Below are 18,413 nucleotides of genomic sequence, written 5' to 3'. Positions count from 1 at the left end.
GACAACCTGTGGAAATCGAGCGTCACGAATACGACGTCGTCGTCATCGGAGCGGGCGGCGCCGGGCTGCGGGCCGCGATCGAGGCCAGGCAGCAGGGCAAGCGCACGGCGATCGTCTGCAAGTCCCTGTTCGGCAAGGCCCACACGGTCATGGCCGAGGGCGGCGCGGCCGCCGCGATGGGCAACGTCAACTCCGACGACAACTGGATGGTGCACTTCCGCGACACCATGCGCGGCGGCAAGTTCCTCAACAACTGGCGCATGGCCGAGCTCCACGCCAAGGAGGCCGCCGACCGCGTCTGGGAGCTGGAGGCCTGGGGCGCGCTCTTCGACCGCACCAAAGACGGCAAGATCAGCCAGCGCAACTTCGGCGGCCACGAGTACCCCCGCCTGGCCCACGTCGGCGACCGCACCGGCCTGGAGCTGATCCGCACGCTGCAGCAGCGCGTCGTCGCCCTGCAGCAGGAGGACTACGAGACCCACGGCGACTACGAGGCCTACATCAAGGTCTTCCAGGAGTGCACGGTCACCCGCCTGCTCAAGGACGCCAGCTCCGTGCACGGACCAGCAGGTGCCATCTCCGGCGCCTTCGGCTACTGGCGCGAGACCGGCAACTTCATCCTCTTCGACGCGCCCGCGGTCGTCCTGGCCACCGGCGGCATCGGCAAGTCCTACGTCGTCACCTCCAACTCCTGGGAGTACACCGGCGACGGCCACGCCCTGGCCCTGCTGGCCGGCGCCAACCTCATCAACATGGAGTTCATCCAGTTCCACCCGACCGGCATGGTCTGGCCGCCCTCGGTGCGCGGCATCCTGGTCACCGAGTCGGTCCGCGGAGACGGCGGCGTGCTGCGCAACTCCGAGGGCAAGCGCTTCATGTTCGACTACATCCCGGACGTCTTCAAGGACAAGTACGCCACCACCGAAGAAGAAGGCGACCGCTGGTACACCGACCAGGCCAACAACCGGCGCCCCCCGGAGCTGCTGCCCCGTGACGAGGTGGCCCGCGCCATCAACGCCGAGGTGAAGGCGGGCCGAGGATCACCCCAGGGCGGCGTCTTCCTGGACGTCTCCACCCGGCTGCCCGCCGAGGAGATCAAGCGGCGGCTGCCGTCGATGCACCACCAGTTCAAGGAACTGGCCGACGTCGACATCACCGCCGAACCCATGCAGGTCGGCCCCACCTGCCACTACATCATGGGCGGCGTCGAGGTCGACGCCGACACGGGGGCGGCGGCCGTACCCGGGCTGTTCGCGGCCGGCGAGGTCTCCGGCGGCATGCACGGCTCCAACCGCCTCGGCGGAAACTCCCTGTCCGACCTGCTGGTCTTCGGCCGCAGAGCCGGGCTCGGCGCGGCCGAGTACGTCAACGCGCTCCCGGCCCGCCCCGCCGTCGCGCAGGAGTCCGTCGACGCCGCCAAGGCCGAGGCCCTCGCCCCGCTGGAGCGCAGCGGCGAGAACCCCTACGAGGTCCACCACGAGCTCCAGCGGACGATGAACGACCTGGTCGGCATCATCCGCAAGGCCGAGGAGGTCTCCGAGGCGCTGGAAGTCGTGGAGAAGCTCAAGGAGCGCGTGGAACTCGTCGGCGCCGCCGGCTCGCGCATCTACAACCCCGGCTGGCACCTCGCGCTCGACCTGCGCAACATGCTGCTGGTCTCGGAGTGCGTGGCCCGCGCCGCGCTGCTGCGCCAGGAGAGCCGCGGCGGCCACACCCGCGACGACTTCCCGGGCATGAACCCCGAGTGGCGCCGCAAGCTCCTCGTCTGCGCCACCCCCGACGGCGCGGCCGTCACCGTCGAGGAGAAGGTCCAGCCGCCGATGCGCAAGGACCTGTTCGACCTGTTCGATCTGGGCGAGCTGAAGAAGTACCTCACCGAAGAAGAGCTGGGGAACGCAGAATGAGTTACAAGGCGAAGTTCAAGGTCTGGCGCGGTGAGGGCGGTGAAGGCAAGCTCGAGGACTTCACCGTCGAGGTGAACGAGGGCGAGGTCGTCCTCGACATCATCCACCGCCTCCAGGCCACCCAGGCCCCCGATCTCGCCGTCCGCTGGAACTGCAAGGCCGGCAAGTGCGGCTCGTGTTCCATGGAGATCAACGGCAAGCCGCGCCTGGGCTGCATGACCCGGATGTCCACCTTCGAGGAGGACGAGACCATCACCGTCACCCCGATGCGGACCTTCCCCGTCATCAAGGACCTCGTGACGGACGTCTCGTTCAACTACCAGAAGGCCCGCGAGATCCCCAGCTTCACCCCGCCCGCCGACGTCCGGCCGGGCGAGTACCGCATGAAGCAGGTGGACGTCGAGCGCTCGCAGGAGTTCCGCAAGTGCATCGAGTGCTTCATGTGCAACAACGTCTGCCACGTGATCCGCGACCACGAGGAGAACAAGCCCGCCTTCGCCGGCCCGCGCTTCCTGATGCGGATCGCGGAGCTGGACATGCACCCGTATGACGTGGCGGAACGCAAGGACTCGGCGCAGGAGCAGCACGGCCTGGGCTACTGCAACATCACCAAGTGCTGCACCGAGGTCTGCCCCGAACACATCAAAATCACCGACAACGCGCTCATCCCCATGAAAGAGCGCGTCGTAGACCGCAAATACGACCCGCTGGTCTGGCTCGGCAACAAGATCTTCCGCCGCAAGTCGTAACTCTCTCTAGCTCGACTCGCCCGCCGCCACCCCGTGACGGCGGGCGCTTTCATCATCTGTGCGGCCCTTCAAGCCGATGTTCCGTTACGGCAAGCCGCCCCCACGCCACCCGCCGCCGCTGGCTCACGTATCGGGGGGATCGCTTCTCAAGCCGGACAAACGCACCCCCCGCAACGGCCCACCCCACCCAGCCAAGTGGCCTCCAGAACCGATCCTTGGCCAGCTAAGGGGTAGAGCCGTGGGACCGGGAAAAGGGGTTGAGCCTTGTTTGGCCGGCGGGGCGCGCGTTGCGGTGGCCGACCAGGCGCGGCCTGCCTGCCGTGACCCTGGAATGTCCTCAGCCCCGTACGGCGGGTGGGGGTGGGGCGGCTCGCCGTAACGGATAGAAGCCCAAAACCAGCAGAGAGAAAGCTAATCCCTGCGGAAGAGGTCGTCGTCGCCGGGTTCGGCGGCGGAGCCGGGGGAGAGGGGCATTTCGCGGGTGGCGTCGTATGGGCCGGAGCCGCCGGAGGGGATGTCGGCGGGTGGGGCCTCCGGTGGGACCAAAGGCTCGAACGCGCCCCGGACCTTGTCCTCCTCCGGCTCGTGGCTGTAGGAGTCGAACTCGTCCGGGTGGAGCACCATGGGCTCGGCGGGCGGTTCGGGGGTGGGGGGCTGCTGCGGGTAGGGCTGGGTGAATGTGCCCGGGTCCTGGTAGACGGGCTGGTTGGTCGGATACGTCTGCACCGGGACGAAGCTGATGATCGGCGCATACGCCGTGCCGCCCGGGTATCCGGGGTAGCCGCCCTGTGGCGGGTGCGGACCACCGCTGGGGTGGGCGCCTGGGTAGGCCGTGTACGCGGGGCCGGCGGGGTAGCCCTGGTGGGGGTCGGGGGCGGGGCCGGCCTTGCGGACGGCGGCGGCGTGGGCCATGCGGCGGAGCCTGCCCTCGAAGATCAGTACCGCGAACAGGGTCAGCAGCACCAGCACCAGCGCCGGGATGCTGAGCTTCTGCGTCAGCGTCCGCTGGTCGAACTCGGGCGCCGCGTTCCGCAATTCCAACTGCTGCGACTCGTCCGTGGGCTCTTCCGAGGCCAGCGGGGTCGGCGACGTCGGCGTGGACGGCTGCGAGCCCGCGACCGTGGGCAGCTGCACCGGGGCCTCTGACGGCGGCGGCTCCGAGGACGGCGTCGGGATCGGGACGCTCGAACTGGGCGCGATCGGCTGCGGCTGGATCGCCGGGCTGGACGTCTTGGGCGTGGGGGTGGGCTTCGGCTTGGGCGCCTTCGTGGTGGTCTTGGGGGTCGGGGACTTGGTGACGGTCTTGGTGATCGTCGTCTCCGGCTGTTCGGGCTCGGGCGACTCGGTCACGGTCTGCGTGATGGTGACCTCGGGGTCACACACCTCGCCCGCCTCGCAGCCCTCGACGGGCGGCGGCTCGAAGACGTACGTGGACGCGCTGGCCGCCTGGATGACGAACGGCGAGACCGCCGCTCCGGTGAGACCGACAGCGAGGATCAACGCGGACACGGCCGTCGCTCGTGTGCGTGCCACCGGTGCCCTCCGCGCAATCCCGGAACATGGTCAAGGGAATACTAGTCAGGTCAAAGTAACAGTAAAGCCCTGTTCCCCGATGTTGTCACGCTGTGACCTGGGCTGGAACGGTTCAATCCTGATTTTCGGCGATCCTGCGGCGCTGCGCGCGGGCGACGAACCACAGCCCCACCAGCAGAACCGCGATCCCACCTGCCGCGACGGACAGTCCGCGGTGACCGGTGAGCAGATTCATGGGCTCATTCGTCTCGAACGTCCTGGCCGCCACCGCGATCTGCCGCGGCAACGGCACGCCTGCGGCCTCGGTCGCGGGGGCGGACGCGGGGGCGACCTTGGGCAGCCGGAGGTTCGGGTCGTTCCACAACCCCTTTTGTGGCGGGGCGGCCTGACCGGGCCGCGGTCCGACGTACGGGCTCACGGCGCGCGGGGCGGTGTTGGGGCCGACGCCGCTCGGGCTTGTGTTGCGGGTGGCGCCGCTCGGGCTTGTGTTGCGGGTCGCGCTGCGCGGGCCGACGTTGGTGAGGGCGCCGCGTGGTCCGGTGTACGAGCTGTCGCTGCGCGGCCTGGCCTCGTCCCCCTTGGCCGGTCGCCCGGCCTGGGCGGGCTTGGCCATCGGGGTGGGCAGCGGGATCACCACGGTCTCCTGCGGCCGGGGAGCGGCGGCGGGCCGTGGCATCGGCCCGGTCCCCACGGGAGTGCGGGCGGTCCCGCTGAGCGTCGACACGCCGCCGCTCCCCCACACCTGGGCCACCGCGGCCAGGACGACCTCGTTCACCCCCTGCGGCACCGTCAGCCGCACGTCCACGGCCCGCTCCCCCGACACCTTCCCCAGCCTGCACACCTCGGCCCCCCGCGCCGCCACACCCACAGCGGGCGTCGGCACGGTCCCGGGCAGCAACGTCCCATCCACCTGAGGCACACCCAACGCCCCAGCACCCTCGGGCACGCCCAACGCCCCAGCAGCCTCGGGCACGCCCAACGCACCGGCCGCCTCAGGCATGCCCAATGCTCCGGCCGCCCGGCCGTCCGCCGAGCCGTCGTCCGGCAGAGCGCTCCCCGACGACACAAGGGGTCCAGCGGACGCTGCCCCAGGCGCTCCCGAGGGCGGGACAGCGGGCGCTTCAGGCGCTTGTGAGGGCGGGGCGGCGATCAGCCCTGGGGCACCGGCAGCGGGGCTCTGGGGCGCGCAGGTGACCGTGGACAGGGCTTCGCCCGGACTGGCGGCCAAGGCGAGGCGCGCGTCCTGGGCGTCGCCGGCCAGCCGTACCCGGAAACGCAGCACGTCGCCCGTCCGCACCCACGCGCCGAGGTCGTCGGGGTCGCCCACGCGGTCGAAGACCAGGGCCACCTCACCGGCCACGGCGGCCGACGCGGCCGACAGAGTCGCGAGGATCAGGGCACCGGTTCCCACCGCCACCGCGACCCCACGGGATCGCTTGCGCTCGAACATGACGGTTCCCCCCGAATGCGGACACACCTAGTAGTGGTTATGTCACAGAACGGAGTCGGCTAATCCTGTCCGAGCAGATCCGCCACGGCTTCCATCACCGGCAGGTCGGCGCCCAGCCAGTCGACGGAGAAGTACTCGTCCGGCCCCAGCCACCGCAGCGCCAGGTGTTCCTTGGCCACCGGCGTCCCCACCTGCAGCGTGGCCAGCCACACCCGCATCACGTACCCGGGCGACAGCGGCCAGTCGCCGCCCACCCGGCGGCCGACGGAGATCTCGACCCCGAGCTCCTCCCGGCACTCGCGGAGCAGCGCCTCCTCCTCGCCCTCCCCCGGATCGACCTTGCCGCCGGGGAACTCCCATCCGCCGGCCAGCGCCGGCGGTTCGGCGCGCTGGGCGGCGAGCACCCGCCCGTCCGAGACGATGACGGCGGCCACCACGACGATGCTCATAGGGCCGCATTCTCCTGCTTCTTCAGCTGGTCCAGGACGGCGGGGTTCTGCAGCGGCCGGGTGAAGCCCATCAGCGTGTCGCGCGTCTGGTAGCTGGTCACCTTGATCGGCCCGCACAGCCGGCAGCGTGCCTCGATCATCTTCCCCTTGGAGACGACCATGCCGACGTGGCCGGGGTTGTTGGGGCCGGTTCCGGGGCCCGCGTTGAAGAAGACCAGGTCGCCGGGCTGCTCGCTGCCCTGCTCGACCTTGACGCCGAACGGCCACTGGCCGAACGTGGTGCGCGGGATCGACAGGCCGACGCTGCGGTAGGCCATGAAGATGATCCCCGAGCAGTCGAAGGCGTCGGGTCCGGTCCCGCCCCAGAGGTACGGCTTGCCCCGCTGATCCAGCGCGTAGGAGAGGATCTTGGCCACCACGTCGGTCGGCGCCGCCTGCACCAGGGGCTCGTCGCACTGGGGGTCGGCCTGCGGGGGCAGCTTCACCTCACCGGACTTGGCGTACTTCTTGGCGATGGCCTCGACCTGGTCCACGTACCACCAGGCCCGGTTGTAGACGAACAGCGCCCGCCGTACGTTCTCCGGAGCCCCGTTGCGCTTCAGCATCCGCGCGGCGCCCAGGATGGCGTCGGCGGGGTTGTAGACGTCGGCGATGCCGTCGTCGTCGCCGTCGGAGGCGTAGCCGTTGAACTTCGACGGGATCGGGATCCTGGCCTTGCCGCCCCACGTGCTGATCAGGAACTGCATCGGCCCCGCGGCGCCGGCGTAGTTGGTGCCGCTCTTGACGCCCTGCAGGTTGGAGCGGCCGTGGTCGGTCTCGCGCTTGCCGACCGCGGCCAGGATGTTCCACTGGACGCCGATCTTCTTGCCGTGCTTCTTGTACAGCTCCAGCAGGTCGGGCGGGATGTCGGAGGAGCCCGAGTCGGAGACGTCCTCGACCTGGGTGTCGTCCTCGCAGTCGGTGGTCGTGGAGTTGCCGATGAAGGACGGCATGCCCGGCATCATCATCATCGGCGACACGATGATGACGCCGAGAAGCAGCAGGCCCGCCAGGCCGACGGCCAGGCCGATGCGGGCGCGTGAGGAGACGTTCACCCTTCGGGGTCCCCGTCTTGGCCGTCTCCGGCCGGCTGCACGTCGAAGACCCGCCAGTCGTTGCCCACGGGCGTGAGCGTGACGGCCAGGTCCTCGGCGCGCTCGCTGGTGCCCGACCTGCCGGTGAGCTTCTGCGTGCTGGTGACGACGAAGATGATCGAGGTCGCACCGACCTGCCTGATCTCCTTCATCTTCGCCGTGGCGGTGGCGACCGTCTGCTCGGTCTTGTTCTGCTCGATGGTGCCCGGGGAGGTGAGCGCCTTGGTGAGGAAGCTGGCCAGCTCGCCGGTGGTGAACACCTTGACCCGATCGGCGTAGACGGACGGGTCCTCGTCGTAGCGGAAGGAGCCGTAGCTGGCGGTGAATCGCTCGGCCAGATCCGCGGCGGCGGCGAGCTGCTGCCTGCTCATCGGCAGGTAGTCGTAGATGTCGAACGGCCCGTCGCTGGCGGTGGCCAGCGGCTTGCTGGTGACCGGGGCGCTCGGCGCCGCGCTGCCGGTCGCGGCGGGCACGGAGGCCGGGTCCGGGTCGTCGCCCGGCCACATCGTCACATAGAGGCCGACCGCGGCCACGACCGCCACGATCGCGGCGAAGACCACCCCGCGCTTGTCACCTGACTGCGCCATCTCAATCCTTGTCGGGACTATTGGGCTTCAACCAGAACGGCACCGGCGGTTCGTCACCGCCCCGGCCACTACCGCTCTGCCGGGTCGGCAGCCAGAGCGGGGGCGGCTCGGAGCCGCGCGCCTTGGGCACCTCTGGCGAGTTCCGGCCGCCACGTCCGCCGCCGAAGATGCCGCCGCCCGACGAACCGCCTGAGCCGCCGAAGAAGCCGCCGCCGCCGCCCGAAGAGCGGCGCTCGTTCGAATTACGCCTGGTGCCGGACGAGCCGCCGCCGCCGAACAGTCCGCCGCCTGAGGGGCGCGAACCGCCCGAGGAGGTGCGCGAGCCGCCGGACCGTGAGCCGCCGGAGCGCGTGCCCGAGCCGCCGCGGGGCGCCCAGCCGCCACCGGACCGTCCGCCGAACCAGCCGCCGGACCCACCGGACGCCGACCCACCGGCGCCACCGGAGCCGCCGCTGGAACCGCCGCTCACGCCACCGCCTCCGCCTCCGCCGCCGCGCCCTCCGGGGCGCGGGGTGCGGGTGGGCGTGCCGCCCAGGTTGAGCGGCGGCGCCGAGCCGGTCCTGGCGGCGGGAGCCGTACGGGCTCCGCCCTTGCCGGGCTGGTCGGTGTTGAGCGGTGCGGGGGTCGCGGGCATCCGGTTGCCGGACGGCGTGCCGTTGCCGTCGCCGCCCGCACCCGCGCGGGCCGCCGCGGCTCCGGCCGCCGCGCCCGCGGATCCGGCCGCCGCCGCTGCCTGGAGCACCGGCTCACCCTTGCGTACGCCCCAGTTCTTGACCTTGTTGGCCGCGACGGGAGGCAGCACGGTCGCCGCCTGGTTGAGCACCGGGGCTGTCGTGGCGTCGCCGAGCATGCGGGTGGTCAGCGTGTGCCCGTTCATGGAGGCGAACAGGTGCTGGAACGGCCGGCGGTAGAAGTAGACCGCGAGCGTCAGAAGCGCCATGAACAGGATCTGCATGCCCCAGGGCAGCGCCGAGGACATGATCAGCGCGTAGCCGTAGACCAGCACACCGAGCACCAGCGCAAGCACGGCCTGCCGCAGCAGCGTGCCGATCAGCATCTCCACCCAGCGCATGGCGATGATGCGCCCGCTGCCCGGATGCACGCCGATCAGCAGGAAGATCGGCCCGAGGATGAGCAGGAGCAGGAAACTGACCTTCAGCACCAGCAGCGAGACCGCGACCAGGAAGATCAGCAGCCCGGCGACCAGGGCGGCGATGAGCGCGCCGATGGCCACGCCGACCCGGCTGGTCCACTCCTTGCCCTGGAAGACGAAGTAGCGCGGGTCGCCCCTGAGCTTGTCGGCGTATTCGGCGTACTTGGCCTGGTGGGCGCCGTTGTCACGGCTGCCGCTGGCCATCTCGGCCGCGTCGATCGTCTGGATCTCCAGCATGGCCCGGCCGTAGTCGCGCACGATCGGCTGGTTGGGGTCGGCGGTGCCGAACATGCCCATCAGCCACGGCTTGCAGACCAGTGTGGACCAGAGGGCGTCGGCGTTCTGGTCGACCGTGGGCGTGCCGGTGTGGGCGTAGCCTCCGGCCTTGACCTGCGGGCTCGTCTGGCCGGGTCCTGGCAGGCAGGAGGTGCCGCCGGAGCCCGGCAGGCCGGAGAACGCGGAGTTGACCACCTCGCCGGTCTTGTCGGTGACCACCTTGCCGAGGCCGGTGAAGTCCTGCGGGCGGCTGAAGAACCAGGTGGCCACGGTGACGGCGAGGACCATCCAGATGATGCCCTCGGTGGTCGTGGTGGCCCGCTTGCGGATCAGCCCGTACCAGGCCAGCCAGATCGCGCCGAGGATGACGATCGGCCGCAGGTAGGGCCAGTACATGGCTTCCGACAGGTTCGTGACGATGTCGTCGACGACGTCCTTGATCGCCTCCAGCGGCCCCTCGGTGGCGGCCGCCTGGTACGTGGTGATCGTCAGCCGGTCGATCGCCTTGGCCCACAGGAACACCTGGTTGGCCCACGAGTTGCCGATGAAGGAGCCGAAGTCGCAGCCGATGTCGTAGGTGTGCCAGAACTGGCCGCTGGTGCCGAACTGCTGGTAGTTGGTCGTCGGCGCGGCGGGCGCCGTACTGGTGGGCGCGGGGGGCGAAAGCAGCCCGTCCACGCCGCCGCCGACCAGCTCCGGCGCGAGCGTGCCGGAAAGATCACACGGAGCAGCGGCCGCGGGTGACGCGGCGCCCGCGATCGCGGGCAGCACGATGATGCCCGCGAGCAGCGCCAGAGCAACCGCCAGCCGCCTGGCTAGCCGGACCTTCATGACCGCACCTCCTGCGCCCTGCTGCCCACTCCCCCTTGAAGATCATTCCCGCTGTCGCCGGGTTTGTCATGCGTAGGATTCGTGTCGAGCCAGCGCAGTAGCTCTTCGGAGATCAGGTCTACTGCAATGCGCCCCGCCCTGCCATCCAGATCGCGGAATACGCATTCGCCGTTGCCCAGCGAGCGCAGCACGGCCTTGTGCTCCTCCGAGGGGTCCACACCGAGCAGCGCCATGACGTGGTCGACCTCCACCCGTTCTGTCGATCGGAAGGCGAAGACCGACGAGAGACAGTTGGTCACCTGCTCGTTCAGCAGGTCGCCGGCGTTCTGCGAGACCAGGACCAGCGCCGTGTTGCGGGAGCGGCCCATACGGCTGACCTCGGGCACCAGCTTGGCCCCCTCGGGCGTGGAGGTGATGGCCCACGCCTCGTCCAGGAAGATCGCCTTGGGCGCCCTCCGGTCGAGGCTGTTCATGAGCCTGCGGGCGAACTGGGAGACCAGGTAGAGCAGGGCCACCGACAGCCGCTGCTCGTAGGAGTAGTCGTCGCGGCCGGTGGCCACGTCGGGCAGCGTCAGCCCGCCCAGCGTGAACACCGTCGTCCAGCCCTCGGTGTCGATCTGCTCGCCACCGGACGGGTCGAAGCAGAGCCGGGCCAGGTGCATCTCCGACATCGAGCGGAGCACCGCGCCCAGGTTCTTGGAGGCGGCGTCGTCGGACTGCTCCAGGTAGTCCACGACCTTGCCCAGCGACGGGTCCGGCGCGTTCGAGACCGCGGCGACCGCCTGGATCATCGCCGACTCCCGCTCCTCGGACATGCGCGGCAGCAGCAGCCGCAGCGTCTCGGTCGCCATCGTCTTCTTGGCCGCGATGTCGTCGCCGAACGAGAACGGGTCGAGCAAGCCGGGCGCCGCCGACCCCAGCGGGATCATCCGGGCCTTGCGCCCGCGCTTCTGCAGCAGCTGCACCAGCGAGTCGGCGTCGCCCTTGGGGTCGATCACCGCCACCGTGACGCCGCGCAACGCCATCTGGTAGATCATCAGCAGCGCCAGCGTGGTCTTGCCGCCGCCGGGCTCGCCGGTGATCGCGATGGCCGTGGGCCGGTTGCGCATCGCCGCCACGAGCGGGTCGAAGTGCACGATGCTGCGCGCCCTTCCGACCGTCTCCCCGATGTACGGCCCGAGCCAGCCGGAGACCGGATCCTCCATCCGGTCGCCCAGGTCGACCGTGGCCGTGGCCATGCCGCCGGCGATCGTGCGCAGGGGCTGGCGCTGCGCGTAGGCGTTGACCCGCACCTTCTCGCCCGGCAGCGTCTCGCAGAACAGCGAGAACTGGTCGCCGGTGGAGTTGACCACGTCGATGCCCATGTCGCGGTAGTGCTCGACGACCGCCTCGACCCGTTGCACGCAGATCTCCTCGGTCGGGGCACTGATGATCAGGCGGTGCCAGCCGTACACGAAGGGCAGGCGCTCCTTGGTGATGCCGTGCTCCAGCATGCGGGCGGCGTCGATCTGCTCGGCCAGCGCGATCGGCGCCTCCGCGCCCGCCTCGCGGATGTGGATGTCCATGTCGCGGGCGTGCGCGAGCTTGCGCGCCACGTCCTTCGAGGCCCTGACCGGCGGGATCAGCCGCATCCTGCTGGAGATCTCGACCGGGAACGGCAGCTGGTCGGAGAAGTGCATCCACGGCTCGCCGTCCGGGAACGGCATCAGGTCGGGGAAGCGGGCGAACGACAGGTAGGCCACATAAGAGTCACCCTGCGGCTGCATCATGCGCAGCAGCGACCTGCCGTTGCGGATCTCGCCCTCGACCAGCGACTCGATCTCGCCCCGGCCCCAGCGGCGGCGCGGGCTGGCCGACGGCGGCGGGTCGCCGAGCGAGCCGGAGGCGGCGTGCTGGAACAACCACGCCACCTCGGTCGAGGTGGCGTGCCGGGCGTAGAGTGCGCTGGATGCGAGTGCTCTGCCCAGGCGTTCCGCCTGTTCGGTCCATCTGCTGATCTCGCTGTCCGGCACGTGGTCGTCGTCGAGCCCCAGCACCTTCTCGGTGCGCTGGTAGAAGCCGAACAACTGGGCCAGGACTCCCTGCCCCAGCTGGCGGCCGCGGGAGCCCAGCCGTACCCCGATGTAGACCTCTTTCGACCAGAAGTCCTTCGCCCAGACGTGCCGGTACATCTCCTCCAGGTAGTCGCGCCAGCCCGCCCCCTCGTCGGAGGTGCCGTTCAGGGCCATCGCCCACTCGGCGGCCGGGTACGTGCGGTGCGCCACGCGCAGGTGCACCTCGGCGTCGGGCATCCTGATCGCCGCCAGCGCGATCGTGATGTTGGTCGCCAGAGCCTCGCGCTCTTCTGGAGTGACGAACTCATAGCTGACCGTCGGAAGCCGGAAATAGGCCCATGCGCAGGAGTCCGTGAGCAGGATGCGGTCGTCGAAGTAGCGGACCGCAAGACGCTGGTGCGCTCGCGACGCCCTGCTCATGCCGCCCCCTCGGCGCATGAACGGGCCTGACCTGCACACATGTTCACTTAACGCTCACCGATTCTCGTGCCCGGGGGGTCACTCGCCAACTCCTCTTCGCTCGCTCGGACCGTCTGTGCCGCGAAGCCCGCCACCACGACCCCCGCGAGGGCCAAATAGGCCCGCCGCCCGGCCGCGCGCAACTGCCCCGGATCGACGGCGTCGACGCCGTCGGGCGCCAGCTCGTCCTCCCAGGGAACCCGGACGATCGCCCGGCACCTGCCACGGGCCACCGCCTCCGCCTGCTCGACGTCGGCCATCGAACGCCTGCTCACACCGTTGACCACGATCACCGCGCGCCTGCGCAGATCGGCACAGCCGTGGCCGTCGAGCCACTCGAACGTCATCGCCACCGCCTCCGACGCCTCCTCGCTCGCCGGGACGACGAGAACCAGCTGGTCGGCGTACGGCAGGACGCGGGCGGCCAGCGCCGCGGCCGGATCGATCACGGCCAGCTTGTAGTGGCGGTCCAGCAGGTGGACCGCCTGGCCGAGCCGGTGGTCGGAGAACAGCGTCCGGTCCGACATCCGCTGCTCGGCCCCCGCGTCGGTGTCGGCCCCGATCACCTCAAGCCCGGAAGAGGTACGGCTCGTGTAGCCGCGCATCGTCAGATACCCGCTGACCCGGTCCAGCCCGGACAGCAGGCTGGCCAGCGTCTCGGGCGACTCCGGCTTGATGCGGCTGGTCAGGGTGTTGGCGCCGGTGTTGGCGTCGACGGCCACCACCCGGTCGTCGCGGATCTTGGCCAGGGTGTGGCCGAGCATCAGCGCGGTCGTGCTCTGACCGGCGCCGCCCGTACACCCGAGCACCACGATCCGCCGGCTGCCCCCGAACACGGCGCGGGCGCGCGCCTCGTCGATCTCCGACCCGTCGGTCCTGGGCCCGCCACCGCCGACCACGACCTGCGCGATGCGCCGCCAGCCGCCGGAGTCCCGCCCGACGACGGACTCGATCCGCCGCACCCGCCCATCCCCAGTCCTGGGGCCCGGCACGCGCTCGTCCTGCCCCTCACTCGGCCGAACCGCCTCAGCCCGCTTCCCCCCCGGCCCGCCAACCTGCTCGCCACCCGTGTGATCACGCGCGACAGGCGACTTGCTGACCGGCTTGGGCACGGGGTTCATGACCGGCTTGGCAACGGGACTCGTCACGGGCTTGGCACCCGGATCCGTGACCGGCTTGGCTGCGGGGCCCGTCACCGGCTTGCCGCCTGGGTCTGAGACCGGCTTGGCTGCGGGGTTGGTGACCGGCTTGGTGAGAGGGTTCGTGACCGGCTTGGGCTCCTTGGCCTCCTTGGCGGACGGCCAGGCGGGCTGGCCACCCGGCAGGGGCAGCGGAGCCCCCGGCCTGGGCGGCTGTCCCTTGCGATGCTGCAACAGCGCCTCGTCCGGAACCTGCGCACCGGGCTCCTGCTCACCCGACGCCTCGGGCAGCGGCGGCCCCTGAACAGCGGCGCCGGGGTCGGCGGTGGCCGCGAGCCGCCGCAACCTGCGCAACGCCTCGGCATCGATCGGCTTCCCCGCCGCGACGCCCTTCTCCGGTACGCGCCCAGCCCCGGCGGCCTCATGGCCCGCCCCGGCGACATCCTGGCCAGGCGCCCCAACTGCTCTGACGTCACCCCGCGCCGCCGCAGGACGCACGACGTCCGGCCGTGCCGCTTCGGGCCTTGGCGCTTCGGGGCGGGCAGGTTCGGGGCGCGCCGTCTCGGCGTCCGCCCCCTGCGGACGGACCGCCGCCTGCGGACGGACCACCTCCTGCCGCACCGCTTCCAGCCGCACCGCTTCCAGCTGCACCGGCTCCGGACGGACCGGCTCCGGACGGACCGTCTCCAGCCGCACCGGCTCCGGACGTGCCGGTCCCGGGCGTGCCGGTTCCGGGCGCACCTGCTCCGGGTGTGCCTGCTCGGGTGCCTGGTCGGAGTGGGTCGGCTCGAAGGGGGCCGGGTCGGCCTGCCGTACCGGGATCTCGATGGGGTCTGCGGCGGGAGAGAGCTGGGCGGCGGTGGCCAGGGCGGGAGCGGTCCCGCGGCGGCCCGGCGCCGCGGCGCCCCAGCGGGTGGGCGGGGTGGCGACCGGCGCGGACGTGGCCGCGGCGGCCGCTGCGGCCACGGCGGGCTGGACGGAACGGACGGAGGGCGCGGGCGCCGTGGCGGGCTTGCGCATCGCGTGGCGCGCCTTCTTGGGGGCCTTCGCGCGGACGGGCAGCACCCGCCACACCCGGCCGGAGAACGTCACCGCCTCCGGCTCGGCGGCCGGGGCCATGCGGGTCCAGGCGCGCGGCTCGCCCATGTAGCGCAGCTGCGACTGCATGACCTCGGTCAGGCGCTTGTTCTCGATGACGGGGCGGGTGGACAGCCAGGTGACGATGCCGGGCGGCACGAGGTAGACCACGTGCCACGGAGTCTGGAACGGCAGGCCGACGATGTAGAGCAGGAACGCCCACGGCGCCAGGACACCGGCGAAGATTCCGATCCAGACGATGGGGAGCGGCGTCGGCAGCCGTAGGTCGTACAGCTTGTAGAGCCGCTTCTCAATTCGCCAGATATTGGTATACGTGGGCAGGTCCACGCGGTCCTCCTCTCCACCCGCTCGCTCGTTCAATGACCGCCAGGGCGCGGCTTCAACCCTTACTTGATACCCAGAGCCCCAGCGATCGCCTTGGCGGTGACTTCGATGATGTTGGGAACGTAGAAGATCACACCGATCCCCACAGCCAAGATCAGGAATTGCACGAATCTCGTGATCTCGCGGGTGAAGAGGAAGAAGAGCGCGACCACGGAGACGACGACGAGGAAGAGCGGGGCGAAGAAGCCGCGCAGGAAGTTGGCGAGCCCCGAGGTGTCGGGGCCCGTCGGTGCGGGCGACGGCGTGAGCGCCGACGCCAGGTCGATCAGGTTGAGCACTACGGTCTTCAAGATCACTTCTTGTCCTCCCGGGGGGTGCCGATCAGCAACGCGAGTGTGTGCGTCTATCCAACGGCCCGACCGGCGCCACGGATGTCCTGGACGTACCACTTGTCGCCCTGCTTCACGACAGTGAGGCGATAGGCCTGCTCGAGACGGCCGCCGACCGAGTTGGGGTCGGCGGTCGGTTCGGCCGACGGCGTCGCGCCGGTCGGCACGACCCACACCACCTCGGCCTTGATCTCTCTGGTGGCACCCCCCACAGGCACCACGACACTCTTGAGCTCGCCGAAGGTCAGCGCCCCGCCCAGGTCGGGCAGGGTCTCCCCCGCGACGAAGTAACGCTTGAGCGACTGGGTGTCGCCCTGCGCATAGGCCTTGAAGAAGGCTTCGAGCTGCGGCTTGAGCTCCGTCTGCGCCGCCTCGTCGCCCTCGGGCCCGGCGACCTGAGGCAGGTCGGCCGCGCCGGGGGCGGGCAGCAGGGCGGGCCTGCCGGAGACGACGAACTTCCGCCCGCCGTCGTCGCCCGAGTAGTAGACCGGCACGGACAGCAGCAGTCTGCGGTTGCCCGTCTGGAAGACCACCGAGACCACCGCGTTCTTCGCGTCGGTGACCTCGATGGTGTACGGCTGGATGCCGACCGCGCCCAGGCGGCCATAGCTGTCCCAGCCGAACTGCGGATCGGCGCCGTCGGGCAGGAAGGCGGCGAGCTTGCCCGCCCTGCTCGGGGCCTCGGCCGCGGTGAAATTCAGGTAAACGCCGGCGAACTGCGCGGCGAAGGCGGAGGCCTGGTCGCTGGGGAATCCCTGCGCGACCTGCGAGGTCTCATTCGCGGCCGGCGTATTCGACTGGGTGGCTCGCTCGAATAGGGCACGAACCCCATTCACCACGATAACCACAATAAGCGCCCAGAGAATGGCGCGGCCGGCCCAGACCAGCCAGCGTCCGCCACCGCCCGACCAGCGGCCACGCCGCGGCCTGGTGGCCGGCGCGCCGAAGTCAGCCGTTTCAGGGCGCGCGGAAAGGTCAGGGTCGCCAGAGGTCCGAGGACCGTGCTGGACGGTTGACCTACGAGCCATCACGCCTCCGCTCGCGCCCGTCCCCCCGGCTGGCGCGGTGTCGTCCGTTGCCGATCCCCATCATCCGTGGTGAAGGTGTCACCTTATCCGGTCCCGCCAATTGTTCCAGGAAAGCCACGCCCATGCTGCAGGCATCGCCGCTCGGGGGCAAACCGAGTCCGTATGACAGGACGGAGTGCCGCCTCCTGTCCCTTTCCTGTGGAATTGGCATTCGACCAGGCTGGATGCGCGCCGCCCATTACCAGATGGCCAGAGATTGCTGTCCAAATGGCGCGGGGACTGTCCCGATCTGCGCATTTGGTATAAGACGCGACAAACCGCACCCCCGGAGGAGTGCGGTCTGGCGATCTTCGCGCTGGTCAGGCGGGCTCGGGATCCTCCGTCTGGCGGCGCCCGTGCAACTCGACGACGTTGCGGCCACGAAGGTCGATGACATTGCGCCGGGACCCCCGGTCGATGGCTCTGTGCCGCGGCAGCGCGCGCTCCAGCGAGTCGCGCAACCCGGCGAGGATGTCCGCGGCGTCGGCGCCGTGCAAGCGGGCGGCGGCCTCGGCCCGCTCATCGACCTTCCTGCGCAGATAGGCCTCACGGTTCACCCGCAGGCCGTACATGAGCTCAACCCTGAGCAAGGCGAGCTCCTCCTCCGTGCTGATGCCGGTCAGCGACGGCGTGGGGCGTCGTTTGCGAAGTATGCGACGGATCATCAGGCCCTCCCGAGTCAGCGTGAACGCCGTGACGATTCGACGCATGAGCGCCGGGAGGGGTTGACGTAGATGGTCAAACGTTGAAGCGAAACTCGACGACGTCACCATCGCGCATGACGTAGTCCTTACCTTCGATCCGGGCCTTCCCCGCCGACCGGGCATTGGCGATCGAACCCGCATCGACCAGGTCACCGAAGGAGACGATCTCGGCCTTGATGAAGCCGCGCTGGAAGTCGGTGTGGATCACTCCGGCCGCCTCGGGGGCGGTGGCGCCCTTCTTGATCGTCCAGGCCCGCGTCTCCTTGGGACCAGCCGTCAGGTACGTCTGCAGACCCAGCGTCTCGAAGCCCACCCGAGCCAGCTGAGAAAGTCCGGACTCCTCCTGGCCGACCGACTGGAGCAGCTCCAGGGCCTCCTCGTCGTCCAGCTCGACCAGCTCGGACTCGATCTTGGCGTCGAGGAAGACCGCCTCGGCCGGAGCCACCAGCGCGGACAGCTGCTCACGCAGGGCCGGGTCGATGAGCTCGTCGGCGTCGAGGTTGAACACGTAAAGGAACGGCTTGGCCGTCAGCAGGTGCAGCTCGCGCAGCCCCTCAAGGTCCAGCCCGCTCTCGAAGACGGTCTTGCCGGTCTCCAGCACCTTGGCCGCGGCCTCGGCCGCCTCCAGCGCGCTCTTCTTGTCCTTGTTGGTGCGCGACTCCTTCTGCAGGCGCGGGATCGCCTTCTCCACGGTCTGCAGGTCGGCGTAGATCAGCTCGGTGTTGATCGTCTCGATGTCGCGCTTGGGAGAGATCTCGCCGTCGACGTGGGTCACGTCGGGGTCGGCGAAGACCCGGATGACCTGGCAGATCGCGTCGGTGTCGCGGATGTTGGCGAGGAACTGGTTGCCCCTGCCCTGCCCCTCGGACGCGCCCCGCACCAGGCCCGCGATGTCGACGAACTCGACCTTCGCCGGAAGGATCCTGGCCGAGCTGAAGATCTCGGCCAGCTTGGGCAGCCGGTCGTCGGGCACGCCCACGATGCCCACGTTGGGCTCGATGGTGGCGAACGGGTAGTTGGCCGCCAGCGCGTTGCCGGTCTTGGTAAGCGCGTTGAAGAGCGTGGACTTGCCGACGTTGGGCAGGCCGACGATGCCGATAGAGAGGCTCACGTC

14 protein-coding genes are annotated in these 18,413 nt (G+C 70.3%); 2 read left to right on the top strand and 12 right to left on the bottom strand.

The window, feature by feature from the left end; all coding sequences use genetic code 11:
- Positions 1 to 8 precede the first annotated feature (8 nt).
- On the top strand, positions 9 to 1,904 hold the full coding sequence (locus HNR40_RS31665; RefSeq protein WP_184967783.1) for a fumarate reductase/succinate dehydrogenase flavoprotein subunit: 1,896 nt from the start codon (positions 9 to 11) through the stop codon (positions 1,902 to 1,904).
- On the top strand, positions 1,901 to 2,653 hold the full coding sequence (locus HNR40_RS31660; protein WP_184967781.1) for a succinate dehydrogenase/fumarate reductase iron-sulfur subunit: 753 nt from the start codon (positions 1,901 to 1,903) through the stop codon (positions 2,651 to 2,653). Before HNR40_RS31665 ends, HNR40_RS31660 begins: the two co-directional genes overlap by 4 nt.
- A gap of 411 nt (positions 2,654 to 3,064) precedes the next feature.
- On the opposite strand, the gene HNR40_RS31655 is transcribed toward HNR40_RS31660, so the two are convergent.
- From HNR40_RS31655 to ychF, 12 genes are all read right to left on the bottom strand, one after another.
- Positions 3,065 to 4,186 (bottom strand): hypothetical protein, encoded by a 1,122-nt coding sequence (locus HNR40_RS31655; RefSeq protein ID WP_184967779.1) that lies wholly within the window; start codon positions 4,184 to 4,186, stop codon positions 3,065 to 3,067.
- 112 nt (positions 4,187 to 4,298) lie between these two features.
- Positions 4,299 to 5,636, bottom strand: coding sequence for a hypothetical protein (locus tag HNR40_RS31650; protein WP_184967777.1), 1,338 nt, complete (start codon positions 5,634 to 5,636; stop codon positions 4,299 to 4,301).
- Between the two features lie 59 nt (positions 5,637 to 5,695).
- A complete protein-coding gene (locus HNR40_RS31645) occupies positions 5,696 to 6,085 on the bottom strand; it encodes a (deoxy)nucleoside triphosphate pyrophosphohydrolase (protein ID WP_184967775.1) in 390 nt (129 codons plus the stop codon).
- Positions 6,082 to 7,179, bottom strand: coding sequence for a C40 family peptidase (locus tag HNR40_RS31640; protein WP_312896586.1), 1,098 nt, complete (start codon positions 7,177 to 7,179; stop codon positions 6,082 to 6,084). Before HNR40_RS31640 ends, HNR40_RS31645 begins: the two co-directional genes overlap by 4 nt.
- Positions 7,176 to 7,805, bottom strand: a complete 630-nt coding sequence (locus HNR40_RS31635) for a hypothetical protein (RefSeq protein ID WP_184967773.1) — start codon at positions 7,803 to 7,805, stop codon at positions 7,176 to 7,178. The genes HNR40_RS31640 and HNR40_RS31635 overlap by 4 nt, the downstream gene beginning before the upstream one ends.
- 1 nt (position 7,806) lies before the next feature.
- Positions 7,807 to 10,065 carry a type IV secretion system protein gene (locus HNR40_RS31630; protein ID WP_184967771.1) on the bottom strand — a complete coding sequence of 753 codons (2,259 nt, stop codon included), beginning with the start codon at positions 10,063 to 10,065 and terminating at the stop codon, positions 7,807 to 7,809.
- A complete protein-coding gene (locus HNR40_RS31625) occupies positions 10,062 to 12,539 on the bottom strand; it encodes an ATP-binding protein (protein ID WP_184967769.1) in 2,478 nt (825 codons plus the stop codon). The genes HNR40_RS31630 and HNR40_RS31625 overlap by 4 nt, the downstream gene beginning before the upstream one ends.
- 47 nt (positions 12,540 to 12,586) lie before the next feature.
- A complete protein-coding gene (locus tag HNR40_RS31620) occupies positions 12,587 to 15,142 on the bottom strand; it encodes a TcpE family conjugal transfer membrane protein (protein ID WP_184967767.1) in 2,556 nt (851 codons plus the stop codon).
- Positions 15,143 to 15,201: 59 nt separating this feature from the next.
- Positions 15,202 to 15,495 carry a hypothetical protein gene (locus tag HNR40_RS31615; protein ID WP_184967764.1) on the bottom strand — a complete coding sequence of 98 codons (294 nt, stop codon included), beginning with the start codon at positions 15,493 to 15,495 and terminating at the stop codon, positions 15,202 to 15,204.
- Positions 15,496 to 15,542: 47 nt separating this feature from the next.
- On the bottom strand, positions 15,543 to 16,367 hold the full coding sequence (locus tag HNR40_RS31610; RefSeq protein WP_312896585.1) for a conjugal transfer protein: 825 nt from the start codon (positions 16,365 to 16,367) through the stop codon (positions 15,543 to 15,545).
- Between the two features lie 548 nt (positions 16,368 to 16,915).
- Positions 16,916 to 17,260: a hypothetical protein gene (locus tag HNR40_RS31605; protein WP_184967762.1), complete on the bottom strand. Its 345-nt coding sequence runs from the start codon at positions 17,258 to 17,260 to the stop codon at positions 16,916 to 16,918.
- Positions 17,261 to 17,333: 73 nt separating this feature from the next.
- On the bottom strand, positions 17,334 to 18,410 hold the full coding sequence (gene ychF / locus HNR40_RS31600) for a redox-regulated ATPase YchF (protein WP_184967760.1): 1,077 nt from the start codon (positions 18,408 to 18,410) through the stop codon (positions 17,334 to 17,336).
- Between the last annotated feature and the right edge of the window lie 3 nt (positions 18,411 to 18,413).

Origin of the sequence: Nonomuraea endophytica, from assembly GCF_014203235.1 — a bacterium.
In the GTDB taxonomy this organism is placed as follows: Bacteria; Actinomycetota; Actinomycetes; order Streptosporangiales; family Streptosporangiaceae; genus Nonomuraea; species Nonomuraea endophytica.
This window is presented reverse-complemented; position numbering and strand designations above follow the sequence as displayed.